At 61.5% G+C, this 22,628-nt stretch carries 22 protein-coding genes; 8 read left to right on the forward strand and 14 right to left on the reverse strand.

Annotated features, from left to right (window positions below; genetic code table 11):
- Positions 1 to 93 precede the first annotated feature (93 nt).
- From ACBG85_RS01880 to ACBG85_RS01895, 4 genes are all read left to right on the forward strand, one after another.
- The gene (locus ACBG85_RS01880; protein WP_050655582.1) at positions 94 to 1,104 is read left to right on the forward strand and encodes an NAD(P)/FAD-dependent oxidoreductase; all 1,011 of its coding nucleotides are present in this window, start codon (positions 94 to 96) and stop codon (positions 1,102 to 1,104) included.
- A gap of 3 nt (positions 1,105 to 1,107) precedes the next feature.
- Positions 1,108 to 1,428 carry a DUF362 domain-containing protein gene (locus tag ACBG85_RS01885; protein ID WP_007731605.1) on the forward strand — a complete coding sequence of 107 codons (321 nt, stop codon included), beginning with the start codon at positions 1,108 to 1,110 and terminating at the stop codon, positions 1,426 to 1,428.
- A complete protein-coding gene (locus ACBG85_RS01890; protein WP_063315224.1) occupies positions 1,428 to 2,252 on the forward strand; it encodes an alpha/beta fold hydrolase in 825 nt (274 codons plus the stop codon). Before ACBG85_RS01885 ends, ACBG85_RS01890 begins: the two co-directional genes overlap by 1 nt.
- A 167-nt stretch (positions 2,253 to 2,419) precedes the next feature.
- Positions 2,420 to 3,322 (forward strand): IclR family transcriptional regulator, encoded by a 903-nt coding sequence (locus ACBG85_RS01895; protein ID WP_007731601.1) that lies wholly within the window; start codon positions 2,420 to 2,422, stop codon positions 3,320 to 3,322.
- A gap of 11 nt (positions 3,323 to 3,333) precedes the next feature.
- Here the strand turns inward: ACBG85_RS01895 and ACBG85_RS01900 are convergent, their stop codons facing one another.
- The 5 genes from ACBG85_RS01900 to ACBG85_RS01920 all read right to left on the reverse strand — a co-directional run bounded on the left by ACBG85_RS01900 (position 3,334) and on the right by ACBG85_RS01920 (position 10,116).
- Complete coding sequence (locus ACBG85_RS01900; RefSeq protein ID WP_007731600.1) at positions 3,334 to 4,857, reverse strand: AMP-binding protein; 1,524 nt, start codon at positions 4,855 to 4,857, stop codon at positions 3,334 to 3,336.
- A 15-nt stretch (positions 4,858 to 4,872) separates the two neighbouring features.
- On the reverse strand, positions 4,873 to 5,820 hold the full coding sequence (locus tag ACBG85_RS01905; protein WP_372025980.1) for a zinc-binding alcohol dehydrogenase family protein: 948 nt from the start codon (positions 5,818 to 5,820) through the stop codon (positions 4,873 to 4,875).
- A 50-nt stretch (positions 5,821 to 5,870) separates the two neighbouring features.
- Positions 5,871 to 8,207 (reverse strand): CoA transferase, encoded by a 2,337-nt coding sequence (locus ACBG85_RS01910; RefSeq protein WP_372025983.1) that lies wholly within the window; start codon positions 8,205 to 8,207, stop codon positions 5,871 to 5,873.
- A gap of 119 nt (positions 8,208 to 8,326) precedes the next feature.
- A complete protein-coding gene (locus ACBG85_RS01915) occupies positions 8,327 to 9,298 on the reverse strand; it encodes an ABC transporter substrate-binding protein (RefSeq protein ID WP_007731596.1) in 972 nt (323 codons plus the stop codon).
- A 26-nt stretch (positions 9,299 to 9,324) separates the two neighbouring features.
- Complete coding sequence (locus ACBG85_RS01920; RefSeq protein WP_020723626.1) at positions 9,325 to 10,116, reverse strand: enoyl-CoA hydratase/isomerase family protein; 792 nt, start codon at positions 10,114 to 10,116, stop codon at positions 9,325 to 9,327.
- Positions 10,117 to 10,307: 191 nt separating this feature from the next.
- Here ACBG85_RS01920 and tgt point away from each other — a divergent pair, with 191 nt between their 5' ends.
- Complete coding sequence (gene tgt, locus ACBG85_RS01925; RefSeq protein WP_030535742.1) at positions 10,308 to 11,597, forward strand: tRNA guanosine(34) transglycosylase Tgt; 1,290 nt, start codon at positions 10,308 to 10,310, stop codon at positions 11,595 to 11,597.
- On the opposite strand, the gene ACBG85_RS01930 is transcribed toward tgt, so the two are convergent.
- From ACBG85_RS01930 to ACBG85_RS01940, 3 genes are all read right to left on the reverse strand, one after another.
- Positions 11,588 to 12,322, reverse strand: a complete 735-nt coding sequence (locus tag ACBG85_RS01930; protein WP_030535741.1) for a queuosine precursor transporter — start codon at positions 12,320 to 12,322, stop codon at positions 11,588 to 11,590. The two genes, tgt and ACBG85_RS01930, sit on opposite strands and share 10 nt — an antisense overlap.
- Before the next feature lie 117 nt (positions 12,323 to 12,439).
- Entirely contained in the window at positions 12,440 to 13,405 is a 966-nt protein-coding gene (locus ACBG85_RS01935) for a hypothetical protein (protein ID WP_207624207.1), read from the reverse strand.
- Between the two features lie 8 nt (positions 13,406 to 13,413).
- Entirely contained in the window at positions 13,414 to 14,133 is a 720-nt protein-coding gene (locus ACBG85_RS01940) for an RDD family protein (RefSeq protein WP_047271549.1), read from the reverse strand.
- 130 nt (positions 14,134 to 14,263) lie between these two features.
- Between ACBG85_RS01940 and ACBG85_RS01945 the strand changes: the two genes are divergently transcribed.
- Positions 14,264 to 14,917 (forward strand): DUF4190 domain-containing protein, encoded by a 654-nt coding sequence (locus ACBG85_RS01945; protein WP_047271551.1) that lies wholly within the window; start codon positions 14,264 to 14,266, stop codon positions 14,915 to 14,917.
- A gap of 28 nt (positions 14,918 to 14,945) precedes the next feature.
- On the opposite strand, the gene ACBG85_RS01950 is transcribed toward ACBG85_RS01945, so the two are convergent.
- From ACBG85_RS01950 to ACBG85_RS01970, 5 genes are all read right to left on the reverse strand, one after another.
- Positions 14,946 to 15,686, reverse strand: a complete 741-nt coding sequence (locus ACBG85_RS01950) for an EAL domain-containing protein (RefSeq protein WP_003943863.1) — start codon at positions 15,684 to 15,686, stop codon at positions 14,946 to 14,948.
- A gap of 255 nt (positions 15,687 to 15,941) precedes the next feature.
- Positions 15,942 to 16,838 (reverse strand): tRNA glutamyl-Q(34) synthetase GluQRS, encoded by an 897-nt coding sequence (gene gluQRS / locus ACBG85_RS01955; RefSeq protein WP_372025990.1) that lies wholly within the window; start codon positions 16,836 to 16,838, stop codon positions 15,942 to 15,944.
- Position 16,839: 1 nt separating this feature from the next.
- Positions 16,840 to 17,448 carry a TetR/AcrR family transcriptional regulator gene (locus ACBG85_RS01960; protein WP_019746515.1) on the reverse strand — a complete coding sequence of 203 codons (609 nt, stop codon included), beginning with the start codon at positions 17,446 to 17,448 and terminating at the stop codon, positions 16,840 to 16,842.
- A 51-nt stretch (positions 17,449 to 17,499) separates the two neighbouring features.
- Positions 17,500 to 18,060, reverse strand: coding sequence for a TIGR03086 family metal-binding protein (locus ACBG85_RS01965; RefSeq protein ID WP_007731584.1), 561 nt, complete (start codon positions 18,058 to 18,060; stop codon positions 17,500 to 17,502).
- A gap of 51 nt (positions 18,061 to 18,111) precedes the next feature.
- A complete protein-coding gene (locus tag ACBG85_RS01970) occupies positions 18,112 to 19,179 on the reverse strand; it encodes an Lrp/AsnC family transcriptional regulator (protein WP_064073653.1) in 1,068 nt (355 codons plus the stop codon).
- Positions 19,180 to 19,290: 111 nt separating this feature from the next.
- On the opposite strand from ACBG85_RS01970, the gene argE reads away from it, so the two are divergent.
- Positions 19,291 to 20,478 (forward strand): acetylornithine deacetylase, encoded by a 1,188-nt coding sequence (gene argE / locus ACBG85_RS01975; RefSeq protein ID WP_372025994.1) that lies wholly within the window; start codon positions 19,291 to 19,293, stop codon positions 20,476 to 20,478.
- 26 nt (positions 20,479 to 20,504) lie between these two features.
- Positions 20,505 to 21,794 carry an MFS transporter gene (locus tag ACBG85_RS01980; protein ID WP_372025997.1) on the forward strand — a complete coding sequence of 430 codons (1,290 nt, stop codon included), beginning with the start codon at positions 20,505 to 20,507 and terminating at the stop codon, positions 21,792 to 21,794.
- Between the two features lie 22 nt (positions 21,795 to 21,816).
- Here ACBG85_RS01980 and ACBG85_RS01985 read toward each other — a convergent pair whose 3' ends face one another.
- Positions 21,817 to 22,596, reverse strand: a complete 780-nt coding sequence (locus ACBG85_RS01985; RefSeq protein WP_003943809.1) for a helix-turn-helix domain-containing protein — start codon at positions 22,594 to 22,596, stop codon at positions 21,817 to 21,819.
- Between the last annotated feature and the right edge of the window lie 32 nt (positions 22,597 to 22,628).

Consider the following 22,628-nt stretch of genomic DNA (forward strand, 5'->3'; position numbering starts at 1 on the left):
GCCCTTTTCGTGTTGTCCCGCAACTGTTACCGAGGTCTGTTGAGCGGACCGGTTTCATTTGCGTGAGTCCGTCGGCGCAATACCGTATCGAGTGTGAACAAAACGTCTTCCACGGCGACCGACAACGAGATCGGCGTCGATATTCTGATCATTGGTGCCGGCCCCGCCGGGCTGTACGGCGCGTACTACGCAGGCTTCCGCGGCCTCTCGGTTGCCGTGATCGATGCCCTTGCGGAACCGGGGGGACAGGTCAGTGCGATGTACCCGGAGAAGGCGATCCTCGACATCGCGGGATTCCCTTCGGTCAAGGGACGCAACCTCATCGAGGGTTTGATGGCGCAGGCTGCCCCGTTCGATCCGGTGTACCTTCTGGGCATGCAGGCTCGTGAGCTGTCGCATGACGACGACGGCCGGGTGCGGATCACCACCAGCACGGGCCAGGTCGTGGTGGCCGGCGCGGTTGTCATCACCGGCGGCATCGGAACCTTCACCCCGCGTCCGTTGGCGAAGGGTTCGGAGTTCATGGATCGGGGGCTGAGTTACTTCGTCCCGGATTTGTCGGCGCACACCGGGAAAGACGTTGTCATCGTCGGTGGCGGCGACAGCGCGTTCGACTGGGCCGTTCACCTGGAACCGATTGCCAAGTCCGTCACCCTGGTTCACCGGCGAGATCGTTTCCGCGCGCACAAATCCACAGTCGCCAAGGTGCAGGAAAGCAGTGTCCAGGTTCTCGTCAACGCCGATGTCTCGGCGGTACGTGGAAACGGGTGGATCGGCGAGGTCGACATCACCCACAAACAAGACAAGAGCACGTCCACGCTGCCCGCTCAATCCGTCATCGCTGCATTGGGATTCACGGCCGACCTCGGTCCGATGATGGAGTGGGGAATCGAGATCGACAATCGCCACATCGCGGTGAACACACGGATGGAGACGAATGTTCCGCGTGTGTATGCCGCCGGGGACATCACGGACTATCCCGGCAAGGTCCGCTTGATCGCCGTCGGTTTCGGCGAGGCCGCGACTGCGGTGAACAACGCTGCGGCAGTGCTGGATCCGGAAGCAGAAATCTTCCCTGGACACTCCACCGAACAGGAGAGCTAGGCAATGGCATTTGTCATCGGTGAAGCATGCATCGACTACACCGACCGATCGTGCATGGAAGAATGCCCCGTGGATTGCATCTACGAGGGTGATCGCAAGCTCTACATCAACCCGAACGAATGCATCGATTGCGGCGCTTGCGAATTGGCCTGCCCGGTGGAGGCGATCACCGTCGACCGGAAAGCAGACCCGGATTTCAAGGAAGACAACAAGCGCTTCTTCCTCGAGGTCTTGCCTACCCGTAGCGAGCCCGTCGGAAATCCGGGTGGTTCGGCAAAGATCGACATCGTCGGCGTCGATACCCCGATGGTTGCGGCGTTCTGATGGCTGGCGGCCTGCAACTCGGATACGTTGATTCGTCTTTCGGGCAATTGCATTACGCGCAGCAAGGTTCGGGTGAGGCGATTCTCCTGCTTCATCAGGCGCCCCGGTCGTGGGACGAGTTCCGCGAGTTCATTCCACTCCTTGCCGACGACTTCCGCGTTGTCGCGATGGACATGCCGGGGTACGGCAACAGTGCTCCGGTGCCCGGCCCGCAGACCATCGAGACCTATGCGCGAGGCGCGTGGGAATTGCTCGACACCCTGGGCGTCGATCGAGTCACGGTCATCGGTCACCACACCGGTGCGGCAGTGGCGCTCGAGATGGCGGCATCACGCCCCGAGAGGGTGCACGCTGCCGTGCTCTCGTCGTGCCCGTGGACCGACCGCAACTACCGCGAGGGGCACTCGGGACCCGGTGGGATCGACTGCGTCGACCGGGCCGCAGACGGTAGCCATCTGACCAGGCTGTGGGAGATGCGTCGCCCCTACTACCCCGAACCAGGCACCGCACTGCTCGACAGGTTCATCCGAGACGCGCTTGCCTACCGGGTAGATCCGGCGGAGGGGCACAAAGCCTGCGCCCGCTACGTCATGGAGGCGAGAGTCGGTTCGGTGACTGCGCCGGTTTTGCTGATCGGCGCGCAGAAGGATCCCTTCTCGATGCCTAACATTGCGCCGTTGCGTGCACACCTGACGGGTGCGGCAGTGGTGGAAAAGGAGATCGTCGAATCGGGGACCGTCGCACTCGTCGAGGAGCACGCTCCGCAAATTGCATCCGCCGTCCGCATGTTTCTGGAGAATTACGCAGGTAGGCGCCCCGTGTAAACTCTGCGGGACGGGTTCACTGAGCGGACCGTGTGGCGTGCGTCTCATCGTGTCGTCACCATAGTGTCAGTCTCGAAGCACCTGCACCTAACGAGGACCCCGACCGATCTCGGTCGTTGTGGCACTCGGTCTCGGCAGGCTGTCACAGATCGTTCAGGAGGACACTCATGGCCGCTCCACAACAATCCGTCGGGTTCGGATCCGTACTACCCATCGCGTCGGAAACGACCGCTGCATCGCAGCCTGCAGGTGAACTGTCCTCGGTCCTGGGCAAGGCTCGAATGATCTTGGACGCTTTCGACACCGACCACAGTGACCTGTCTCTGACGGAGCTCACCCGGCGCAGTGGGGTCGCGAAAGCGACGGTTCACCGGTTGGCCGGCGAGCTGGTCGAGTGGGGATTGCTCGAGCGCGCGGGTACCAAGTACCGGCTCGGCCTGCGATTGTTCGAGCTGGGCCAATTGGTGCCGCGTCAGCGGATTCTGCGCGACGCGGCGCTGCCGTACATGGAGGACCTACTGCTGGCGACGCAGGAGACGGTTCACTTTGCGGTTCGTGACGGCATCGACGTCCTCTACATCGAGAAGATCATCGGACACCGCGGGCTCAATCAGCAGTCGCGGGTGGCCGGTCGGCTCCCGCTGTACTGCACCGCCACCGGCAAGATCATCCTTGCCTTCTCCCCGCAATCGGTCTTCGACGAGGTAGTCGAGCAGGGTTTCACCGCCTTGACCAGTCGAACGACGATGTCCGTCAGCGTGCTGCGCCAGCAAACCGAGCGGATGCGTAAGGAACAACTCGCGGTGGAGGTCGAGGAGACACGGCTCGGGTACATGAGCGTCGCAGTGCCGGTGTTCAGCGGCCCGCGCACTCTGGCCGGCGCGTTGTCTGTGACAGCGCCGACGGCTCGCCTCAACGTCAGCCGCATCACCGGGGCCCTGCGCACTGCCGGCGCCGGAATCACCCGAAAACTTCATGCCATGAAGTGCACACATTCGCCGAGCGACCCGCTGGCTCTGCGCACGATCTGCAGTCCGGTGATGTGTTCGTTCAACGGTTGCGGCAAGTAGCGAGGCGCGGTCTATCGCCGGGCGCGGAACACGCTCTTCTCGCAGTCCCAGGTGTGTGGGCCGACGCCCCTCTCACGTAGCACTGCTTTCTGTACCTTGCCGGTTTCGGTGAGTGGCAACGTGTCCACGACGTCGATGTACCGGGGAAGTGCAAAGTACGGCAGCTGTTGCTGGGAGAACTCCAGAATCGAAATGGGGTCGAAAGATACTCCGGGGCGCAGTATTACAGTTGCCATGACGTCGTCCTCGGCCAGATCCGACGGTACCGGGAAGACGGCAACCTGACCGACCGACGGATGCAACGCCAGAACGGTTTCCACTTCGGCCCCGGAAATATTTTCACCGCGGCGCCGAATCACGTCTTTGATGCGATCGACAAATCGGAACCAGCCGTCTGCTTCCCGAATCACCCTGTCACCGGTCTGTATCCAACTCTCCGTCGCCGGAATCTCCTCGCCCAGATAGCCCAGTGAACAGGCGCCGGGGATCGTGCTGCGGACCACCAGTTCGCCGGGCTCCCCGTCTGCGGCCGCAGTACCGTCGTTGACGACTGCGGCGTCGTAGCCACTCATCACCCGCCCCATGTACCCGGCCCGCCGATCTCCCGGAAGTGTGCCGATCACGAGATTGGTTTCGGTACTTCCGAATCCGTCCACGAGTTCTACACCGAATCTCTGGGCAAACGGTTCGATCAGATGAGCCGGCGTTGCGGGGGCAAGTGCCACGTGGACGCTGTGCTGTCGGTCTTGCGGCGATGGGTCCGCGTTCATCAACATGGCCACCATCGCACCCAGCAGGTAGTCGACAGTTGCGCCGATCTCGCGAACTTCGCGCCAATGATTGCGGACCGAAAAGCGTTGTCCCAGGAAAAAAGTAGACCCGGCCCAAAGGGACTGAACAAAGGCATTGAGAGCATTGGTGTGAAACAGCGGCAGGCAGTTGTACAGCACATCGTCCCCGGTGAGCCCGAGTGAGGCGCCGACGCCTTTGCCCCACTGCAGGAACTGCGCGTGCGGGCATCGGACGCCTCGGGGCAGACCGGTGGTGCCGGAGGTGAAGAGTATCGCGGCCAGGTCGAGCGGATCGAGGGTCTCGGGCTCACAGCCCGGATGCGAACCGGCAGTGGGGACGCACTGTTCACCCATGACCCACACGGTGCCGTCGAATCCGGCTACAGCGCCTGAGTATTCGGGTGAAACCAGGATCCGTTGTACACCAGCCTGTTCGAGTGCGCTGGCAACACTGTCGGCTCGGAGGGCCGTATTGAGTGGGACGACAACCGCACCGATCCACGCGCATCCGAGAACAAGGTCTGCCAGTTCGATCCTGTTGCCGGACAGTGCCGCCACGCGCTCCCCACGGCCGACACCGTGATTACGGAGATCCGCCCCCATCGACGCTGCACGATCCCGCAATTCGCGGTAGGTGACCGTGATCCCGTCGACGACGAGCGCCGGGTGCTCCGGACGCTCCAAAGCTCGCCTCCGGATCAAATCCGGAAGCGAGCGCGGAATGGCATGTGCGTCGTGGTGCATGGGTAATTGTATCCCTCAGGGTACGACGACGGCCCGGCCGGCAACCTTGCCCTCACCCATCAACTGCAGTGCCGTTGCGATGTCATCCAGCGGAAACTCCTGCACTGCAACGGAAATCTTGCCTTCGATGAGCAGCCGGATCATTTCAGGTGCCAGTTCGGCTTGCCGGGCAGTCTTGCGAATCATGTTGACGGGCAGGATCCGGACATCGCTGAGCAACCAGTTCGGCAAGTCCAGGGTGAGGCTCTTACCCAAGGTATATCCGATCAGGGCAGCCCGGCCACCGGGGACAACACTCGCCAGAAGGTGCGGCAAGCCGTCGCCGCCAAGCGTGTCGATCACGGCGTCGACGGAAGGCTCGGATCCCACCACTCCGGCAAGTTCGTCGCCTTGCCCGACGACGGGACGCACACCCTCCGGAAGCAAGGCAGCCTGATCTTCGCGCGGTACAACACCGATTACCTCGGACGCTCCGGCAAGCAGAGCGAACTGTGCTGCCATCGATCCGACAGCGCCGGATGCTCCGGCGACAACAACTCGTTCGCCGGGAGCGACGGCTGCAATGTCGTTGACGGCAACATAGCCGGTTGTGCTGGGCAGGAAGAAGGTTGCGGCGACGGCCGGCGACAGTGCGGGATCAAAGGGTGTGAACGCCTTGTCTGCCGCTACCAGATACTCAGCCCAGCAACCGTTCTTGAACAGGCCGACTCCGCCGCCTCGGACCAGAAGGCGGGTGCCAGGCTCATAGGTGTCGGATTCGATTACCGTCGCCGCTCCGTCTGTTCCACCGATATGTGGCAGGTTCGGCTTGACTCCGAAGTTTCCGCTCGCGACGGTGATGTCGAGATGGCCGAGCGCGGCAGCGTCGATGCGCACGAGCGTCTGACCGGATTCACGTGTGGAAATGTCGATGTCGTCGATGACCGGTGAAGTGCCGAACTGATGGAGTCGGGCCGCGCGCATTGTGTCTCCTAGTAGCGATCTGTGAATGGATGTACTGAATATGAGTGCGGTCAGGACAGGATCGACTGGTCGCGAAGTCCGGCGATCAGTTCGTCGCTGTATCTGAGCACCGACTCGAGGACGTCGTCGGTGTCCGCGCCCAGCACCGGCGCAGCGCGTCGGATCGAGCCGGGTTCGGAGTTCCGGCGAACGGGGATGCCTTCGTGGAGGAATGTTCCGGCGAGGGGATGTTCCTGTGCCGAATAGAAACTGCGTGCCCGAAGATGTGGATCGCTCTCGACCAGGTCGCGTCCGTCCTGGACGGTGCCGGCCGCGATACCCGCCGATTGCAAGCGTTCCATGACGGTTTCGGGTGACAGAGTCCTGGTCCAGTCGGCGATGGCGTCGTCGATACGTTCGTGATCGGCTTGGCGGCTTTCTGCACTCGCGAAGTCAGGATTGCCGATCCATTTCTCTGCTTCGATGATGCGGCACAATGCATTCCATTCCGTGGTATCGCGAACGGCAATCGAGCACCACCGGTCGCTGCCGAGGCACGGGTACACGCCGTGTGGTGCCAATTCGTGATGGCTGTTGCCGATCGGATCGGGGGACTGTGACCGGGCGGCTCGGAGAACGCTGGTACCCATGTGCGCTGCCATGGCTTCGAGTTGTGACAGGTCTACGTGCTGTCCCCGGCCGGTCCGGTCGCGGTAGTCGAGGGCTGCCAGCATCGCGACGCCGGCTTGCAGTCCGGCGACGATGTCGCCATGGCCGTAGATGACTCCGACAACGTCATCGGCGTTCCAGCCGGTCAGTGCGGTCAAACCGGTACTTGCCGAAACGATGTCGGCATACGACACCCAGTCCTTGCGAGGACCGGTGTGACCCATCCCGGACATCGACACGTAGATGATGTCCGGTTTGAGCTCCCGGAGTTGTTCGTAGCCGAGCCCCATCTTGTCCATGACCGACGAGCTGAAATTCTCGACCACGACGTCGGAGTTCCTGATCAGGTCGCGCAGTACCGAAAGGCCCTCTGCGGATCGGGTATCGAGTGTGGTGCTGCGCTTGTTGCGGTTGACGTCGTTGAAGTACCCGCTGGTGTTCGGATTGTCGTGCGGTCCTCGCGAGAGATGCATGAACGGTGCAAAGCGAGTCGGGTCCGGGCGTCCGATCGATTCGACCTTGATGACATCGGCACCGTGGTCGGCAAGGATTCTGGTGCCGTACGGGCCCGCCAACACCCACGTGAGATCCAGGACGCGGACACCTTCGAGGCTGGGCGTGCTGCCACCGCTGAACTCGTGGGTTTCGTTCACTGCCACAGGCGAGGTGGCCTTCAAGAGTTCCTGATGCTGGCCCAACCGGGCAGCCTCGAGCGTTCCGATGCGCCGGCCTTCGGGGAAAGCGAAGCCGAACCCGAGATCGCGGTAGGTACCGTGATCTCCGGTCACGTCGGTGAAGAAGTCCCGGTCGTTGAGTTGCGGGTTACGCAGCAGTTCTTCGGGCCGGTCGACCGCTGCCCACGGCAACTTGCGTGACTGCGCGCTGACCGCGAATTCTTCCTTCGGCCACTTCGCGATGAAGGCGGACAGAACGTCGAAAATGTGTTCCTGATGCGTCTTTCGGTAGACCGCGTCGGACCACTCCGGTTGATCGAGATCGTCCTGAGCATCGTTGTCGATCAGCCAGGCCAGCATGCCGTCCCACATGCGGGGGCTACCGCCGAGGCCGCCACCGACATAACCGTCGGCGGCCTGGAACAGTCCGTGCGGAACGAGCGGATGTACCCGGCCCGGACGCGGTGGTACGCGGTCCTCGTGAATGTAGGCAAGAGTGCCCGCTTCCAGCGCGGCGGCAACACATTCCTGAGCGCTGATCTCCAGCAACGGGTTGTGGCCCTTGGATCGCGAACGCAGTCCGAGAAGCACGCCGATTGCGGCATTGATTCCGGCGAGCTGCTCAGCCTGGAGTTCGGGGAGCAGCAGTGGAGGGTGCTCGGGATCGCCGACCTGGGCCATCATCCCGCCGAGTGCCGCGACGGTCAGATTTGTTGCCTTCCAGTCACTTCGCGGTCCGGTTGTGCCGAAGGGTGTCACTCGTACGTGAACGAGAGATCCTCGGTTGTCGCGTAGAGCGCCGGTCGCGCTGCCGTCGAGCAGGACGTCGGCACTGCGCAGCAGTGCTTCGAAAGCGAGGCGATCGTTGCTGTCGTCGATATCGAGGACAACGGACTTCTTGCCCGCATGCCAATGCAAGTACGAATCACCCTGGGACTCGGTGCGACTGGGGTCACCGGTGGGTGGTTCTACCAGAATGACTTCGAAACCCAGCCCGACCAGGATGCGCCCGGCGAATCGCGCAAACGGACTGGAAATCTCTACGACCCGTACCGGGGGATGCACCACAACTACTCCGTTTCAATCGAAAGATATCGCCGAACCGACTGGTGTCGAACGTAGTTCTGCGGCCCGGTGGGCGACATGATTTCGGTCTGCCCACCGGACCCGTTCTCACTCTCCGCTCAGGCGGCGTTCTGCTCGAACCATCCCGAGAGGAGGACAGCGGACGGATCGATGTCCGCGGAGATCTTGCCCTGCTCGCGGAAGAATGCAACAAGTTCGTTTGCGCGCTCCACGTCGTCCTCGGTGAATCCGCGTCCACCGAAATCGATTTGGGTCACCCGGTCTGCGGCCTCGGCCGGGTCCATCTGTATAGACGCGGCAATTGCGGTTGCAGCCCGATCCGGATCCGAGTTCACGATTGCCGACGCTTCCGAGATCACCTTGAACACCTTGCCTGCGGTTTCTTCGTTCGCGGACAACCAGTTGTCCGAAGCGATGATCCATTGGGCGTACTTGGCGCCGAAGTCGCCGGTCGTGGCAACAACGCGCCCGCCGGTATTGACACTCTGCGTCACCCAGGGGTCGAAGGACAGGAAGCCGTCGATGTCACCGCGCGCCAGCAAAGCAGGCTGTTCGGGCGGGCTTGTGCTCACGAGTGTGACCGTCGTGGGGTCGATGCCGAGACTGGCCAGGTACTGGTTCGTGAAGTAGAGACCGATGCCGGGGAAGACGCCCATGGTCTTGATCGACTTCGGTTCGACGCCGTTCCTCAGTACAACCTGGAAGTACCGGTCGGATTCCTGAAATACGCCCAGCGCCCGCAGGCTCGGATTGGCGGCCATGACGGACAGTGCCGTCGAGTCGGCATTGCCGGAGAGTTCCGAAGTTCCGGCTACGACGTTCTGGGCGCCCGCCGCCCCGCCTTCCGTCTGGATGACCTGGACGTCGAGGCCGGCGGCCTCGAACATGCCCTCGTGGTCGGCCAGGAAAATCGGGGCGTACGACGGGTCTACACCCACCGCGATCCGTACCAGGCCACCACTTTCGGCGGAGTTGTCGGTAGCGGGGCGGGTGCATCCGCTGACGGCGATCGTCAGGGCGGCGAGAGAAGCGACTGCGCCCACCCATTTCTTCTGAAATTTGTTGAGCATGATGGCCTCTCGGTAAATGGGAGCTGTCAGCGTCCCGTGAAGGTGGGGGACCGCTTGTCGAGGAATGACTGAAGTCCCTCAGCAGCGTCGTCCGTCTTGATCAGGTCGAGCACTGCCTCGAATTCGAGATCCAGCGCTTGATCGAGCGGCAACGACATGCCCTCGTCGACAATGCGTTTGATCATTCCGATGGTGGCAGTGGGTTTCGTCGCGAGTTCGCGTGCGAGGTCAGCGCAATGCGCATCGAGGTCGGCGTCCGCAACGACGGTGTCGACCAGGCCGATATCGAGTGCATGCTCGGCGCTGAGGCGCTTGCCTTCGATCATGAGCACTTTGGCTCGGTGAGCCCCGATGAGGCGTGGAAGTCGCTGGCTGCCACCGGCACCCGGAAAAAGCCCAAGTCCGATCTCGGGGAAGCCGATGGTCGCCGACTGCGCCATGATGCGGAAGTCGCAGGCCAACGTCAGTTCTGCTCCGCCGCCGAGTGCGTGCCCGTTGATCTTCGCGACGACAGGTTTGGGAGCCGACTCGAGGATCCGCTGTACGTCGACCCACGGGCGCATCGCGCGCTGAGTTTCTTCCGTCAGCTCGCGCATCACGGTGATGTCCGCACCGGCGACGAAGAACCGTCCAGTGCCCGTCACGACAATGACGCGGACGGTCTGGTCCGACGCGAGTACCGGCAGTATCTCCAGAAGCTCGGCGATCATGCTGGGGTTGAATGCGTTGGCTGGAGGTTTGTCGATAGTCACGGTGGCAATCGAGTCTGTGACGTCGACGGTGACGAAGTTGTAGGTCTGGCCGGTCTGTCTCGTCAAGTGAGCTCCTGTCAGCGGGTTGGCGGGGTAAACCGGTCGAGCCGGGGGATGTGTAGTGGGAAGTATGGTGGGGACCCTCACGCGGCGGTACCGCTCGGGTTCGGTCAGTAGACCAATGCGGATGCTGATCGCGTAGGAACTTTCTTCGCTGTGATCACGGCGATATTTGCTCCTGTGACAGGATTGAGCCCGTGACTTCTGCAGTACCGACACCGCCCGAGCCCGTCGTCGACAAGCGTCCCGAGTCGATTTTCACGATAGGGACCAGGCTCGAGGACCGGCTCGGACGAACCGGAACCATCCACACACCGCACGGCGATATCGCGACGCCGTCGTTCGTGGCCGTCGGAACCAAGGCCACGGTCAAGGCCGTGCTGCCCGAGTCCATGAAGGAACTCGGTGCGCAGTCGTTGCTCGCCAATGCGTACCACCTGTACTTGCAGCCGGGACCCGACATCGTCGACGAGGCCGGCGGGCTGGGCAAGTTCATGAACTGGGACGGGCCCACCTTCACCGACAGCGGTGGCTTCCAAGTCATGTCGCTTGGTGTCGGGTTCAAGAAGGTGCTCGCGATGGAGGCCGTCGGTGTGCAGTCCGACGACGTCATCGCGAAGGGCAAGGAGCGTCTCGCGACAGTCGACGACGAGGGCGTGACGTTCAAATCGCACCTCGACGGCAGTAAGCATCGCTTCACCCCCGAGGTGTCGATGCAGATCCAGCATCAGCTCGGCGCCGACATCATGTTCGCGTTCGACGAGCTCACAACGCTGCTCAACACCCGCGGCTACCAGGAGCGATCGGTCGAGCGCACGCAGGCGTGGGCGATCCGCTGTATCAATGAACACGAGAAGCTCACCGCCGAACGCGCTGACAAGCCCTATCAGGCTCTCTTCGGCGTGATCCAAGGCGCGCAGTACGAAGATCTGCGACGTCAAGCCTGCCGCGGACTCGAGTCGATCGAAGGCGAGAACGGATACGGCTTCGACGGCTACGGCATCGGCGGCGCCCTCGAGAAGCAGAACCTCGGAACGATCGTGCGTTGGTGTAACGAGGAACTACCCGAGAACAAGCCGCGTCATATGCTCGGCATCAGTGAACCGGACGACTTCTTCGTCGCAATCGAGAACGGTGCGGACACCTTCGACTGCGTCAACCCGTCGCGTGTTGCTCGCAATGCTGCGATTTACGTCCGCTCCGGCAGGTTCAACATCAACACCAGCCGATTCCGTCGTGACTTCACGCCTATCGACGACGAGTGCGACTGCTACACGTGCGCCAATTACACCCGCGCGTACATCCATCACCTGTTCAAGGCGAAGGAAATGCTCGCGTCGACGCTTTGCACCATCCACAACGAGCGATTCACCGTGAAGTTGGTCGACGATATCCGAGCCAGCATCGAAGGTGGGTATTTCCACGACTTCAAGGCGGACATGCTCGGAAAGTTCTACGCGGCGAAGACGCCTGCACCTCAGGCGTAGGTCGGTTCGCGCTTCTTCACGTATGCGATGACGCGGTAGGTGATCGGCATGACCAGAACCTCGACAAGCGTCTTCCACAGGAAGCCGACCAGCACGTAGTTGATGAAGTCTTCCCATGTGCTGATGCCGATGACACCGGCCGCGATGGAACAGAAGATGAGGGTATCGGCGAATTCGCCGACGACGGTCGAGCCGATCAGCCGCGCCCACAGATGCTTCTCCTGCATGCGCTTTTTCATCATGACCAGAACCAGTGAGTTCAGTAGCTGTCCGACGAGGTAGGCGGCCAAGCCCGCGACCAGTAGCCGGGGAATGACACCGACCACGGTTTCGAGGGCGGCCTGGTTCTCGTAGAACTCTGCCGACGGGAGTTGCACTGCAATCCAGAAGCACGCAGCGGCAAGAATCAGTGCGCCGAAGCCCAGGTAGATCGCGCGTCGGGTCGCTTTGAAGCCGTAGACCTCGCTGAGCACGTCACCGAGGACGTAGGCGAGCGGGAACAAGAAGAATCCACCATCGGTGATGATGGGCAGAATCTGCAAGGGACCGAGCGAGAAGTCGGAATCCGCAAAGAAGGCGACCCCCTTGGTCGCCGCCACGTTCGAGATCAGCAGCGTTGCGGTGAAGAGCGCGACGATCGTCGGGTAATAACCCCGGCTGACGTGCGCAAATTTGGTTTCGTGGGTCGATTCGTCTTGCTGATCCTGAGCTGTCACGTCCGTCATCCAAGCACCACAAGGCGCTCGGATGCGAGTTGGCGACCGTCCAGTTGCGCAGAACACACCGAAGGCCCTGCGGTTTCACGTGGAACCGCAGGGCCTTCGGTGATGCAAACGAACTGATCAGGCAGCTACATGACCGCCGGTCAGCACGCGGTATGCGTAGGTGCTGGCGATCAGTGCGACGGGCGCCGTCACCAGAAGACCGATTCCACACAGCAGCGCGCCGATGATGTTGATACCGATCAGAGCGAGCGCCAGCAGGACCAATGTCCCGACGTTCGACGAGGTCAACGCGTAACTCGATTTGATGCCCGAAATCGCATCCTGATTCTTGTCCACGATGAAGGTCAGCGTGTAGTAGAGCAGGAACGCCGCGATGATGCCGGGAATGATGCAGAGAGCCAAACCGACGTAAGTTGCCACTGCTACCAGGAAACCGCCGAGAACAACTGCGCCGATGTTGGTGAATTGGAAGAAGGTGCCGAAAGCCGGCTTGATTCCATCCAATTCGCTCAACGCTCCACGAAGGAATGCGGCTTGGATGATGTAGCCGACGATAGCGGTGACCAATCCACCCACAATGGACAGCGCGCTGAACTCTGTGTTGGTGTAGTCGAAGCCGTTGAAAGCGCCCTGGATCAGTCCGGCGATCAAGAACGCGATGATCGAGATTCCGATCCAAACCAATGCGTTGTCTTTGAACTTGTTCCAGCCGTAGGTAATTGCCGCACCCACAGAAAGCTGCGGTCCACCGAATCCTGCGCCGTAGTCGTTGGCGGGCGGCGGTGGGAAGTTACCGCCTCCGGGAGGTGGCGGGTATCCACCGGGCGGTGGGTAGTTGCCTCCGGGAGGGGGATAGCTTCCACCCTGCGGAGGCGGCGGATATCCACCTGGCGGCGGGTAATTGCCACCTTGAGGAGGTGGGGGGTATCCACCGGGCGGCGGGTAGCTTCCGCCCTGCGGAGGCCCCGCCGGCGGGGGATAGCTCCCAGGAGGAGGCGTTCCCTGCTGGCCGTAGGGATCCTGGGGCGGGAATTGCTTTCCGTCCTCGGGATTCTGGTTGGGGTCGTGCCCACCGGTTGTCATATGCGCACCTAACCCTTGACTACCTGAGTTCCACCAGCGAGCTCGTCATGCTTGCCCTGCTTGGTGGGGCTGTTGTTGATCGTGACCGCGATGACGATGTAGGCGACCAACGCGAGGATTCCGCCGATGATCGGAATGATCGAGAGCAACGTGAAGGCGTTGCGAATCGCAGACTGCTGGACGGAGGGGCGAGGTGCGCCACCCGGACCGTGTACTGAAAGGCCCAGAATCATCTTTCCCAAAGTCCGACCCTGCGTTACTTCCATTGCGATGAAGTAAGCGAAGGTCAGAATTCCCGAGAACAGTCCCGAGACCAGAATCAAGCTGTCGGAGTCACTGACCAATAGAGCCAGAATCGCGGCGATGACGCCGACGATGATGCCGTCGATGATGCGGGCACCGAGTCGAATCCACAGATCGCCCGGCTGAGCACCCGAAGGCAGCCGGTTTCCTCCGCCGTACGCACCTTGGTCGTTGAACTGCGGAGGCGGCGGGAAGTTTCCGCCCTGGGGCGGCGGCGGGTATCCACCGGGAGGCGGGTAGTTGCCACCCTGAGGGGGCGGGAAGTTTCCGCCCTGCGGGGGCGGGTAGCTTCCGCCTTGCGGGGGGCCTGCGGGAGGGGGGTAACTTCCGGGAGGAGGTGTTCCCTGCTGGCCATATGGATCCTGGGGTGGGAATTGCTTCCCGCCTTCTGGATTCTGGTTGGGGTCGTACCCACCGGTTGTCATGTGTTCCCCTCAGTCGTAAATATCGCGCTCGAGTGTGACAGTGGATATGACCCTACTGGGATCAAAGAGCGATGTGGATGACATCTGCTCACTTGGATTCGGAGGTCACCTGTGGTTTAGGCTGCGTTGTATGACGAGTTCCGGGGGCAACAACGACGATTCTTCGAGCGATTACCAGGCAAAACCTGGGTACGGAGAATTTCCGAGCCTGCCTCCTGAGGGGTACGGCGTGTCCCCGTCCGAAACGCAGTCTTCACCTGAAGTTCCCGGATATACCACTCCCAACGAGCAGTACCCGGGTTATCCACCGCCGTCGTACAACCCGCCCGGTAATAACCCCCAGCCGGGCGGAATCGGTGAACCGAACCCGTACCTGCCGCCGCAGAATTTCGGACCGCAAAATCAGTATCAGCAGAATCAATATCAGCAATCCGGACAATACGGACAAGCTCAATACGGACAGCCTCAGTACGGCCAACCTCCGAACCCGTACGGTCAACCGAATCAATTCGCGGGTGGGTACGCACCGCCGATGCAGCCGGTCGGCACCAATGGTCTCGCAATTGCATCGCTGGTTGTATCGCTTGCGGGTGGTTGCTTTTACAGTCTCGGCGGAATCGTCGGAATCATTCTGGGAATTGTCGCGCTCAATCAGATCAAGCAGACAGGTCAACAGGGGCGCGGGCTTGCGATAGCCGGAATTGCGGTCGGCGCGGCCTTCTTGGCAATTTTTGCCGTGATTCTCGTGGTCGCACTCATAGCGAGTGCATCGTCGTCGTACTGAAGTGTCGTCGTGCTGAAGTGGCGAGCGCTCACACGGGAGTGACGACGGACGACGCAGGAAGTGGCTTGCCGAAGTAATAGCCCTGGCCCATGTCGCAGCCGGCCCGCAAGACGTTGGCTGCGTGTTCCGCGGTTTCGACGCCCTCTGCGATCGAATCAAGCCCTAGCTTCCGAGCGATGTCGGCGATGGACTCCATGACCATGAAGGCACGGTCTCCAGCACGACCCGCTGCGCTGACGGCCCAGGTCAAGGATTGGTCGATCTTGAGAATGTCGAGCGGCAATTCCGACAATGCGGAGAAAGACGCGAAGCCCGCCCCGAAATCATCCAGCGCGATTCGAATTCCCTCGTTGTGCAAGACGTGAAGAGTCTCGGCGGCATGCCGGCCTACGACGCCGAGTTCGGTGACTTCCACGATTATTCTGCTCAGTGGCGTTTGTGAACTGTCGAGCGCTCCGAGGATCTCGTGAGCGGCGTGCGGGGTAGCGAGTTGGCGAGGCGAAAAGTTGACCGCGACCATCATGTGCTCAGGCCACGACGCTGTTTGGGCACAAATCATTTCCAGAGCTTGTAGCCCGATGGGAATGATGAGCCCAGAGGATTCGGCGGAGCGCATGAAATCTTGAGGTTCGATCAACCCTCGCAGCGGATGGCGCCAACGCAAAAGAGCTTCATAGCTGATAATTGCTGACGAGTTCAGATTGACCTGGGGTTGATACAACACCTCGAATTGATGGTCGTCGAGTGCCTCGCGAAGCTCGCGGACCATGCGTATTCCTTTTCGTCCTGAGTCGCCCGTGCCGCACGTGCGTGTCAGCGTGGATGCTGCAAGTGGGTACTGTGGTCGGATTCCAGGTTCAGATCCCGGGCGTGGTTTTGCAGGAACAACTCGCCCGGAATTTCCTTCGCCAGTCTCGACCGTACTTCACTATTCGAGAATTGCCAACGAATAGCTATTGCGGACGGCTTTGTCATATCGGACAATCGTAGTTTTGTTCCGACGAGGCACCGATTGATACGTCACTTACTTCGCCGGGAAAATCCACGGGGCCCGGGGGATCTTGCGAGAGTCGAATCGATCCGCCAATTGGGGTGGTGTGACAACCTCGCCGGGTTCGGCGAGACCGATGCTCGACGCGATCATCGTCAGAACCTGCTCGGCACTGCGTCCGGCCTCGAGTTGATCTGCCAGAGTCACTGCGCCGTCGCGCTTCGCGAGTCGCTTGCCTTCACTGTTCAAGGCAAGAGGAACGTGGGCGTACGACGGTGGTTCGATGTCGAGCAGCTGGGCAAGGTATGCCTGACGTGGAGCCGAGGTCAGGAGGTCGTCGCCGCGAACCACCTGGTCGATGTCCTGTGCACCGTCGTCGACGACAACGGCAAGGTTGTAAGCGGGCACCCCGTCTCCGCGGAGCAGGACGACGTCGTCGACTGGTCCCGTCACCTCGCCGAACAGTTCGTCATGGACGGTGAACGAGTCGATGCCGGCCCGTAGCCTCAGCGCGGGAGATCGGCCACTTGCCGATTTCTCGGCGCGTTCGGCCTCCGAAAGGTTCCGACACGTGCCGGGGTAGGCGCCGTCTGGAGCATGGGGCGCTGACGGTGCCTGCAGGATCTCCTTGCGTGTGCAGAAGCAGGGATAGGTCAGGTCACGCTCGCGCAATTGGTCGATAGCCTTGTGGTACAAGGGAAGACGGTGTGACTGCAATACGACTGGGCCGTCCCACGTGAGGCCGAGCCTGCGCAGATCGTCGAGTTGTCGTTCCATCGCGCCGGGGCGGACACGGTCGAGATCCTCTACCCGAATGAGGAAGTCGCGCCCGCTGGTGCGGGCGAAAAGCCAAGCCAAGAGGGCGGTTCGGAGGTTTCCCAGATGGAGATCGCCAGACGGGCTCGGCGCGAAGCGTCCTGCTCCTTCCACGTCAGCTGGCGAGCCCGACGGAGGCGAGCGGGTTCTCGGCGTCGTGCAGGGTGAGGCGGATCTGGGTTTCCAAAGCGTGATCGAGGTACTGCGGCGGATACATGGCGGGGCTTCCGAGTGCGTCGAGTGCCAATCCATTGACGGTTGAAAGCAGAAGTGCCGCTCTGGTTTCCGCTTCGGGAGTTCCGATGCCGATCAGAACTGTCGAGATGCCGGTGCGGATTGTGAACAGGGTTGTCCGGCGGATTTCGGAGAGTGACTCACTGGTTGCGGCACGCACGGCAAACGCGGCGAGCACATGTGCCTCGCGCGTGCGTTGCTCGTCGAGGGGCAGGAGTTGCGAGAGTGCCTGGAACAGGGCGGTATGCGGGTCTGCGTCGGCGGACGATTCGGCCAGTCGCGTCAACAATCGATCGACGAGTGTTCGCAGTGCGAATGCGAACATCTCGTCCTTGGTCGAGAAATGATGTTGCACTGCGCCGATCGAGACACCCGCCCGTTTTGCGACCTCGCGAACGCTGGCATTTTCCAGTCCGGATTCCGCGGCGACATCGAACAATGCCGCCGCAAGCAGGTCTGGACTCGTGGAGGATTTTCGGCGTTCCGGCATACCGCGACATTACATGCGTATGGAAGTAATGCCCACGTCAGGGGTGCTTTTTCACGCCTTCCGGCCGAGGAAGGCAAGGAGTTTCGTCGCTTTGTCAGCGTTGTCCGGAACCTGTATTTCCGGGCCGCACACACCGCTCATGCGGATCGACTCGCCCAGGCCCGCGGCGATCTCCGACACCCACTCCACGTCCGCGTCTCGCATCGTCGTATCGGTGCCGGTTGCGGCCGCGAGGTCCCAACCGTGGATGACCAGATCGAAACACAAAAACCCTTCGACCGTGGCCCCGAGGTTGGTCCTGCCGAAGTGTCCGTCGTATTCCAGGGTGGACTTTGCCGGATCGTCCAGAATTTCCTGCATCGAATCGCGGACGGCCGCCCAGGCTGCCGACGGGTCGTCGTCGACCGACGGACCGGGTGCCAATTCCAGGCCGACTACCTTGACCATGTCTCGTTCGCTGTCGAGCACGTGTCTCACCACGTCGCGGGCGGTCCAGCCCTCGCAGGGGGAATCGTCGTCCCAGCGGTCGGCGGGTACGGCGTCGATCCGGGCCGTGAATCCGGCGGCCAGATCCCGATAACGCTGGGCGGGGGAGATCTCTGTTGAAGTCATGACAACAATCCTTCACCGCCACAGCGCATCGTGATTGATTATTTCGGACATTCACTCGATCTCCGGGGCTTCCGCCCAGATGTCCATCGGTACGACCCCGGCACTCTTGCCCTCGTCGTCGAGAAGTCGGCCCACCCTCTTCATCGATCGCAGCACCACTGACCTGTTCAGCACCACCAGGCCCGGTGCCTCTTGTGCGAGTTGTACTTCGGTAATGGGAGTTTCGCGAAGGGAGTGTGCGGCGATCGCGAGCAGTGTGTTGGCGCGTCCACCGGATATCCGCATGCACACCCGCGTTCCCGGCACTCGCTCCACCAGGGCACGAATCGTCGACCGGTCCGTGGGATCGACATATCCCCACACCCAGGTCACGAGGGGCCAGCCAGACAGTGGCAGAGACACGTCGCAGCGGAACACGATCTGGTTGCGCGACGTCAATTCGGCAAGTCGCCGCCTGACCGTACTTTCGCTGAGGCCGGTACCGACCGTGAGCTCGGCAATCGAGGATCGACCGTCCTCGCCCAGCTTCAATATCAATTGGCGATCGACCGCGTCGAACGTCTTCCCGTGATGGCGCTGATCCGTCGGCGCGTATTTGTATCGCACAGGCCGGTCTGTCATCGTCGCTCGCTGCGCGGCATCGAGTACCTGCAATTTCCAGTCGTCTCCGATCGCGAAGACCTCGGTGACGAGGTGTGCACGCGAACTGACGATCCCGGGTACCGACGCGAGCGACCGAAGCAGGAAGCGCGACAGGAAAGCCATGTCTCTGACCTCGACGAGAAGTGTCAAGTCGCCTGGGCCGCTTGTGTGTTCGACGCTCAGTACGTGCGGCCAGCGGGCAAGTCGTTCTGCAATCGTCAACGCGTTCGAAGTCGTGCAGTCGACTTCGACAAAAGCCAGACACGACTCCGGACGGCCATGGCCGGTTGCCCTGGCAGAGACCCAGGCGGTGCCGGAATCCTGTAACCGCTGCCAGCGGCGAGCCACGGTAACCGGATCCACTTTGAGCGCGTCGCCAACCGTGCGCCACGACGCTCGCGGGTCGAGTTGCAGGCAATTGATCAGGGCGAGGTCGACGTCGTCCAGTACGGCGGAATCCTGCGTTTCTTCGATCATGGTGCAAGTATCGTGCATCTTCATTGTGTCTGGGATCACTTCATTCATGCTCGAAGGGCAGAACGCGGTGGCGAGTGCCCACCGCGTTCATGCTGTGAAAGGAGAAACCAGATGTCATCGACCACGTTGCCCGCTGTTCCGACAGAGAGAAGCCTCGAGTGGGTGCAACGCCTCATCGGAATCGATACGACGAGTGCCGTGAGCAATCGACCGTTGATCGATCTCATTGCGGCGGAACTACGTCGCCATGGGGTCGAGCCGGTACTTGTTGCCGATGACGAGGGAACGAAGCTCAACTTGTTGGCAACGTTCACTCCTCCTGACGGAAGTACTGCCGGCGGTGTGATGTTCTCCGGCCATACAGACGTAGTGCCGGTCGACGATCAAGACTGGAGTAGCGACCCTTTCGCGCCCGACGTTCGCGACGGAAGCCTGTACGGACGTGGCACGTGCGACATGAAGTCGTTCATCGGGATCGTCGTCGCTGCGATCCCCGACATCGTTGCTCGGCCGCTGGCGAAGCCGATTCACTTTGCATTCTCCTACGACGAGGAAGTCGGCTGCATCGGTGCGGCCGGGTTGGTCGAGGAGGTTGTTTCCCGGAACCTGCGCCCTGATGTGTGCGTCGTCGGAGAGCCGTCGGAGATGCGGGTCATTCGCGCACACAAGTCGATGAACGTCATACGTGTTGATCTGCATGGTGTTTCGGCGCACTCGTCGCTTACTCCGAAAGGAGTCAACGCGATCGAATACGGCGCGGAGTTGATTCGATTCGTCAGAAGCGCGGCCGACGAGCTCCGTGCGTCCGGCCCGTACGACGACGCATTCGACGTGGCCTGGACGACGTGTTCGGTCAATCTCGTATCCGGCGGGATCGCAGTGAACACTGTCCCCGAGGATTGCTCCATCACTTTCGAGTTCAGGAGCATCAGCTCAGCTGGCGCCGCAGATTTGCTCGAACGCTTTGCCGCCGAGACGAATCGGATCGAGAACCTGATGCGGGAAGAAAACCCGTCAGCCTCCGTGACGATGCACGTGTCGGCCTCGGTCCCTCCCCTGGAGACGGATGCGAATGCTTCGGCGGCCGCACTGGTCGAACAATGGGGTGGTCGGGCATCGGACGAAAAGGTCGCGTACGCCACCGAGGCCGGGATGTTCGCGACTATCGGTATCCCCACTGTCGTGTGTGGGCCGGGAAGCATCACTCAGGCGCATGCATTTGACGAGTACGTGACACTTGACCAATTGGCACAGTGCGAGCAGTTCGTTCGGAACGTCATCGCTTACGCCCGCGCCTGACCCACCCTGACCCCCTAAGGAAAACCATGTCCACGGCAACTACGCCAACCTCCGGAACAGTCACCCCGGAACGCCTGGCCGCTGCTCGCAAGGCGGTGATCAGCAGCTCACTCGGCGCTGCGCTCGAATGGTTCGACGTCATCGTCTACGCATCATTCGCAGTGGTCATCGCCCATAACTTCTTTCCCGGCGGCGACAACACGCTCGGTTTGATACTGACGTTCGCGACGTTCGCGATCTCGTACGTCATCCGGCCGCTTGGCGGGATGGTTCTCGGAAGCTATGCCGACCGTCGCGGGCGCAAGAACGCCTTGACGTTGACGATGATGCTGATGATGATCGGCACGCTCATCATGGCCGTGGCGCCGACGACCTCGATGATCGGACCGTGGGCCGGCGTCGTCATCCTTGTCTCACGTCTCATTCAAGGATTCTCCGCCGGCGGTGAATTCGGTACTGCTACAACCTTCCTCGTGGAGACTGCGCCACACAAGAAGGCGTTCTACTCTTCCTGGCAAGTTGCCAGCCAGGGTGCCTCGGTTTTCCTGGCATCGCTGTTCGGATACGTGCTCAACACTCACCTTTCGCATGAAGCGCTCTACTCGTGGGGCTGGCGCGTTCCGTTCTTCTTCGGCATCATCGTCGGGCCGGTCGGACTCTACATCCGTGCCAAGCTTGAAGAAACGGACGATTTCAAGACGAGCGTTCCGGAAAAGGCTCCGCTGAAGACGACGCTGACCAGGCATCTCGGCCGGGTGCTGACCGGTGCCGCAGTAGTGGGCGTCGCGACTATCTCGATCTACCTCATCTTGTACATGCCGACGTTTGCCGTGAAGAACCTCGGAGTTTCCGCCTCGGCCGGCTATCTCGGCGGCATCGTCGCCGGACTGGTCACCTTGATCACCGTGCCGTTGATCGGGCATCTTGCAGACCGGGTCGGACCGGCGAGAGTTATGACCTGGGCCGCCGTTGCGGCAATCGTCTTGGCCTGGCCGCTCTTCAAATTGATGGTCGATCACCCGTCGACTCTGACCCTCGTCCTGGTTGTTTCGGTCCTGGGTGTCATCATGGCGTTTGCCTTCGGTCCCTTGCCCGCCCTGATGAGTTCGCTGTTCCCGGCAGAGATCCGGGCTACCGGCATGTCATTGTCGTACAACCTCGGAGTGACTTTGCTCGGCGGAATCGCGCCGTTGGTCTTGACCTGGTTGATCAGTACAACAGGCTCGCTCGACGCCCCCAGTTACTACTACATGACGGTCGCAGTTCTTTCCCTCGGTGGGCTGTGGTCGGCAAGGACGCTTTTCAGCCAGAAGTGACGGCGGGGGAGCGCGGTCGGGATTACGCGACCGCGTCTCCCTCCGCCAGCGCGACAACGGTATCCGACCCGTGCCAGTCGGGGGCTTGGGTGCGGAGTAGAGCCGCCGGGGTCAGCGACGAGATTCGGCGGCATTCACGGGTCAAGTGGGCCTGATCGCTGAATCCGCAGTGGGCGGCGGATTCAGCGAGTCCCAGCGCGGGTCGACTGCGAGCGAGCGCCATGAAGCGCTGGAGGCGCAGGATCGAGCGCAGCGTTGCCGGGCCGTATCCGAAGGCGTCGTTGCATCGACGTTGGAGTTGGCGCGAAGTCAGTGCCGCCGCGTCGGCGAGAGAGCTGACATTCCACGAATGTTCGGACAGTGCGGTGCGAACGTGGTTGATCACCGGATCGTGACGGAAACTCGAACTTACCCAACTCCGAACAGCGCTTTCGAGGATGGAGACCTGTTCGTGGTCTTCGGAATTTTCCAAGCGGTTCAACAGTATTCGTTCCGTGCGTGCGTCGGTTACATCGCTGAGATCGGCGCGAGAATCCCGAAGCTCGGACGCCGAGGTTCGCAACATCGGCGATGCCGATCCAGGGCGGAATCGAACACCCACGGAGCGTGTTCCGGGCGGAAGAGTGAATGACCATGCAGCGGTTTCGGGGCCACAGACGCGTATGCCGACGCCGCGTATCCACAGCACGTCCATGCAAGCATCGGGCACGAGGAGGTGTTCTCCTTCTGCGCACGCCGTCCAGCCACACACCAGGATGTCGGAGAGATCCGGGGCGACCGATTGTGGTGTGTACCAACCCATGACAAGAGCTTATCGAGCGGCACCGACACGAA

The organism is Rhodococcus sp. NyZ502, assembly GCF_041464245.1.
Classification (GTDB): Bacteria; Actinomycetota; Actinomycetes; order Mycobacteriales; family Mycobacteriaceae; genus Rhodococcus_F; species Rhodococcus_F qingshengii.

Coding starts and splice junctions, on each gene's coding strand:
- ACBG85_RS01885 (WP_007731605.1), top strand. CDS start 1,108: ATGGCATTTGTCATCGGTGAAGCATGCATCGACTACACCGACCGATCG.
- ACBG85_RS01890 (WP_063315224.1), top strand. CDS start 1,428: ATGGCTGGCGGCCTGCAACTCGGATACGTTGATTCGTCTTTCGGGCAA.
- ACBG85_RS01895 (WP_007731601.1), top strand. CDS start 2,420: ATGGCCGCTCCACAACAATCCGTCGGGTTCGGATCCGTACTACCCATC.
- ACBG85_RS01900 (WP_007731600.1), bottom strand. CDS start 4,857: ATGCACCACGACGCACATGCCATTCCGCGCTCGCTTCCGGATTTGATC.
- ACBG85_RS01905 (WP_372025980.1), bottom strand. CDS start 5,820: ATGCGCGCGGCCCGACTCCATCAGTTCGGCACTTCACCGGTCATCGAC.
- ACBG85_RS01915 (WP_007731596.1), bottom strand. CDS start 9,298: ATGCTCAACAAATTTCAGAAGAAATGGGTGGGCGCAGTCGCTTCTCTC.
- ACBG85_RS01930 (WP_030535741.1), bottom strand. CDS start 12,322: ATGACGGACGTGACAGCTCAGGATCAGCAAGACGAATCGACCCACGAA.
- ACBG85_RS01935 (WP_207624207.1), bottom strand. CDS start 13,405: ATGACAACCGGTGGGCACGACCCCAACCAGAATCCCGAGGACGGAAAG.
- ACBG85_RS01940 (WP_047271549.1), bottom strand. CDS start 14,133: ATGACAACCGGTGGGTACGACCCCAACCAGAATCCAGAAGGCGGGAAG.
- ACBG85_RS01945 (WP_047271551.1), top strand. CDS start 14,264: ATGACGAGTTCCGGGGGCAACAACGACGATTCTTCGAGCGATTACCAG.
- ACBG85_RS01950 (WP_003943863.1), bottom strand. CDS start 15,686: ATGGTCCGCGAGCTTCGCGAGGCACTCGACGACCATCAATTCGAGGTG.
- ACBG85_RS01960 (WP_019746515.1), bottom strand. CDS start 17,448: ATGCCGGAACGCCGAAAATCCTCCACGAGTCCAGACCTGCTTGCGGCG.
- ACBG85_RS01965 (WP_007731584.1), bottom strand. CDS start 18,060: ATGACTTCAACAGAGATCTCCCCCGCCCAGCGTTATCGGGATCTGGCC.
- ACBG85_RS01970 (WP_064073653.1), bottom strand. CDS start 19,179: ATGATCGAAGAAACGCAGGATTCCGCCGTACTGGACGACGTCGACCTC.
- argE (WP_372025994.1), top strand. CDS start 19,291: ATGTCATCGACCACGTTGCCCGCTGTTCCGACAGAGAGAAGCCTCGAG.
- ACBG85_RS01980 (WP_372025997.1), top strand. CDS start 20,505: ATGTCCACGGCAACTACGCCAACCTCCGGAACAGTCACCCCGGAACGC.
- ACBG85_RS01985 (WP_003943809.1), bottom strand. CDS start 22,596: ATGGGTTGGTACACACCACAATCGGTCGCCCCGGATCTCTCCGACATC.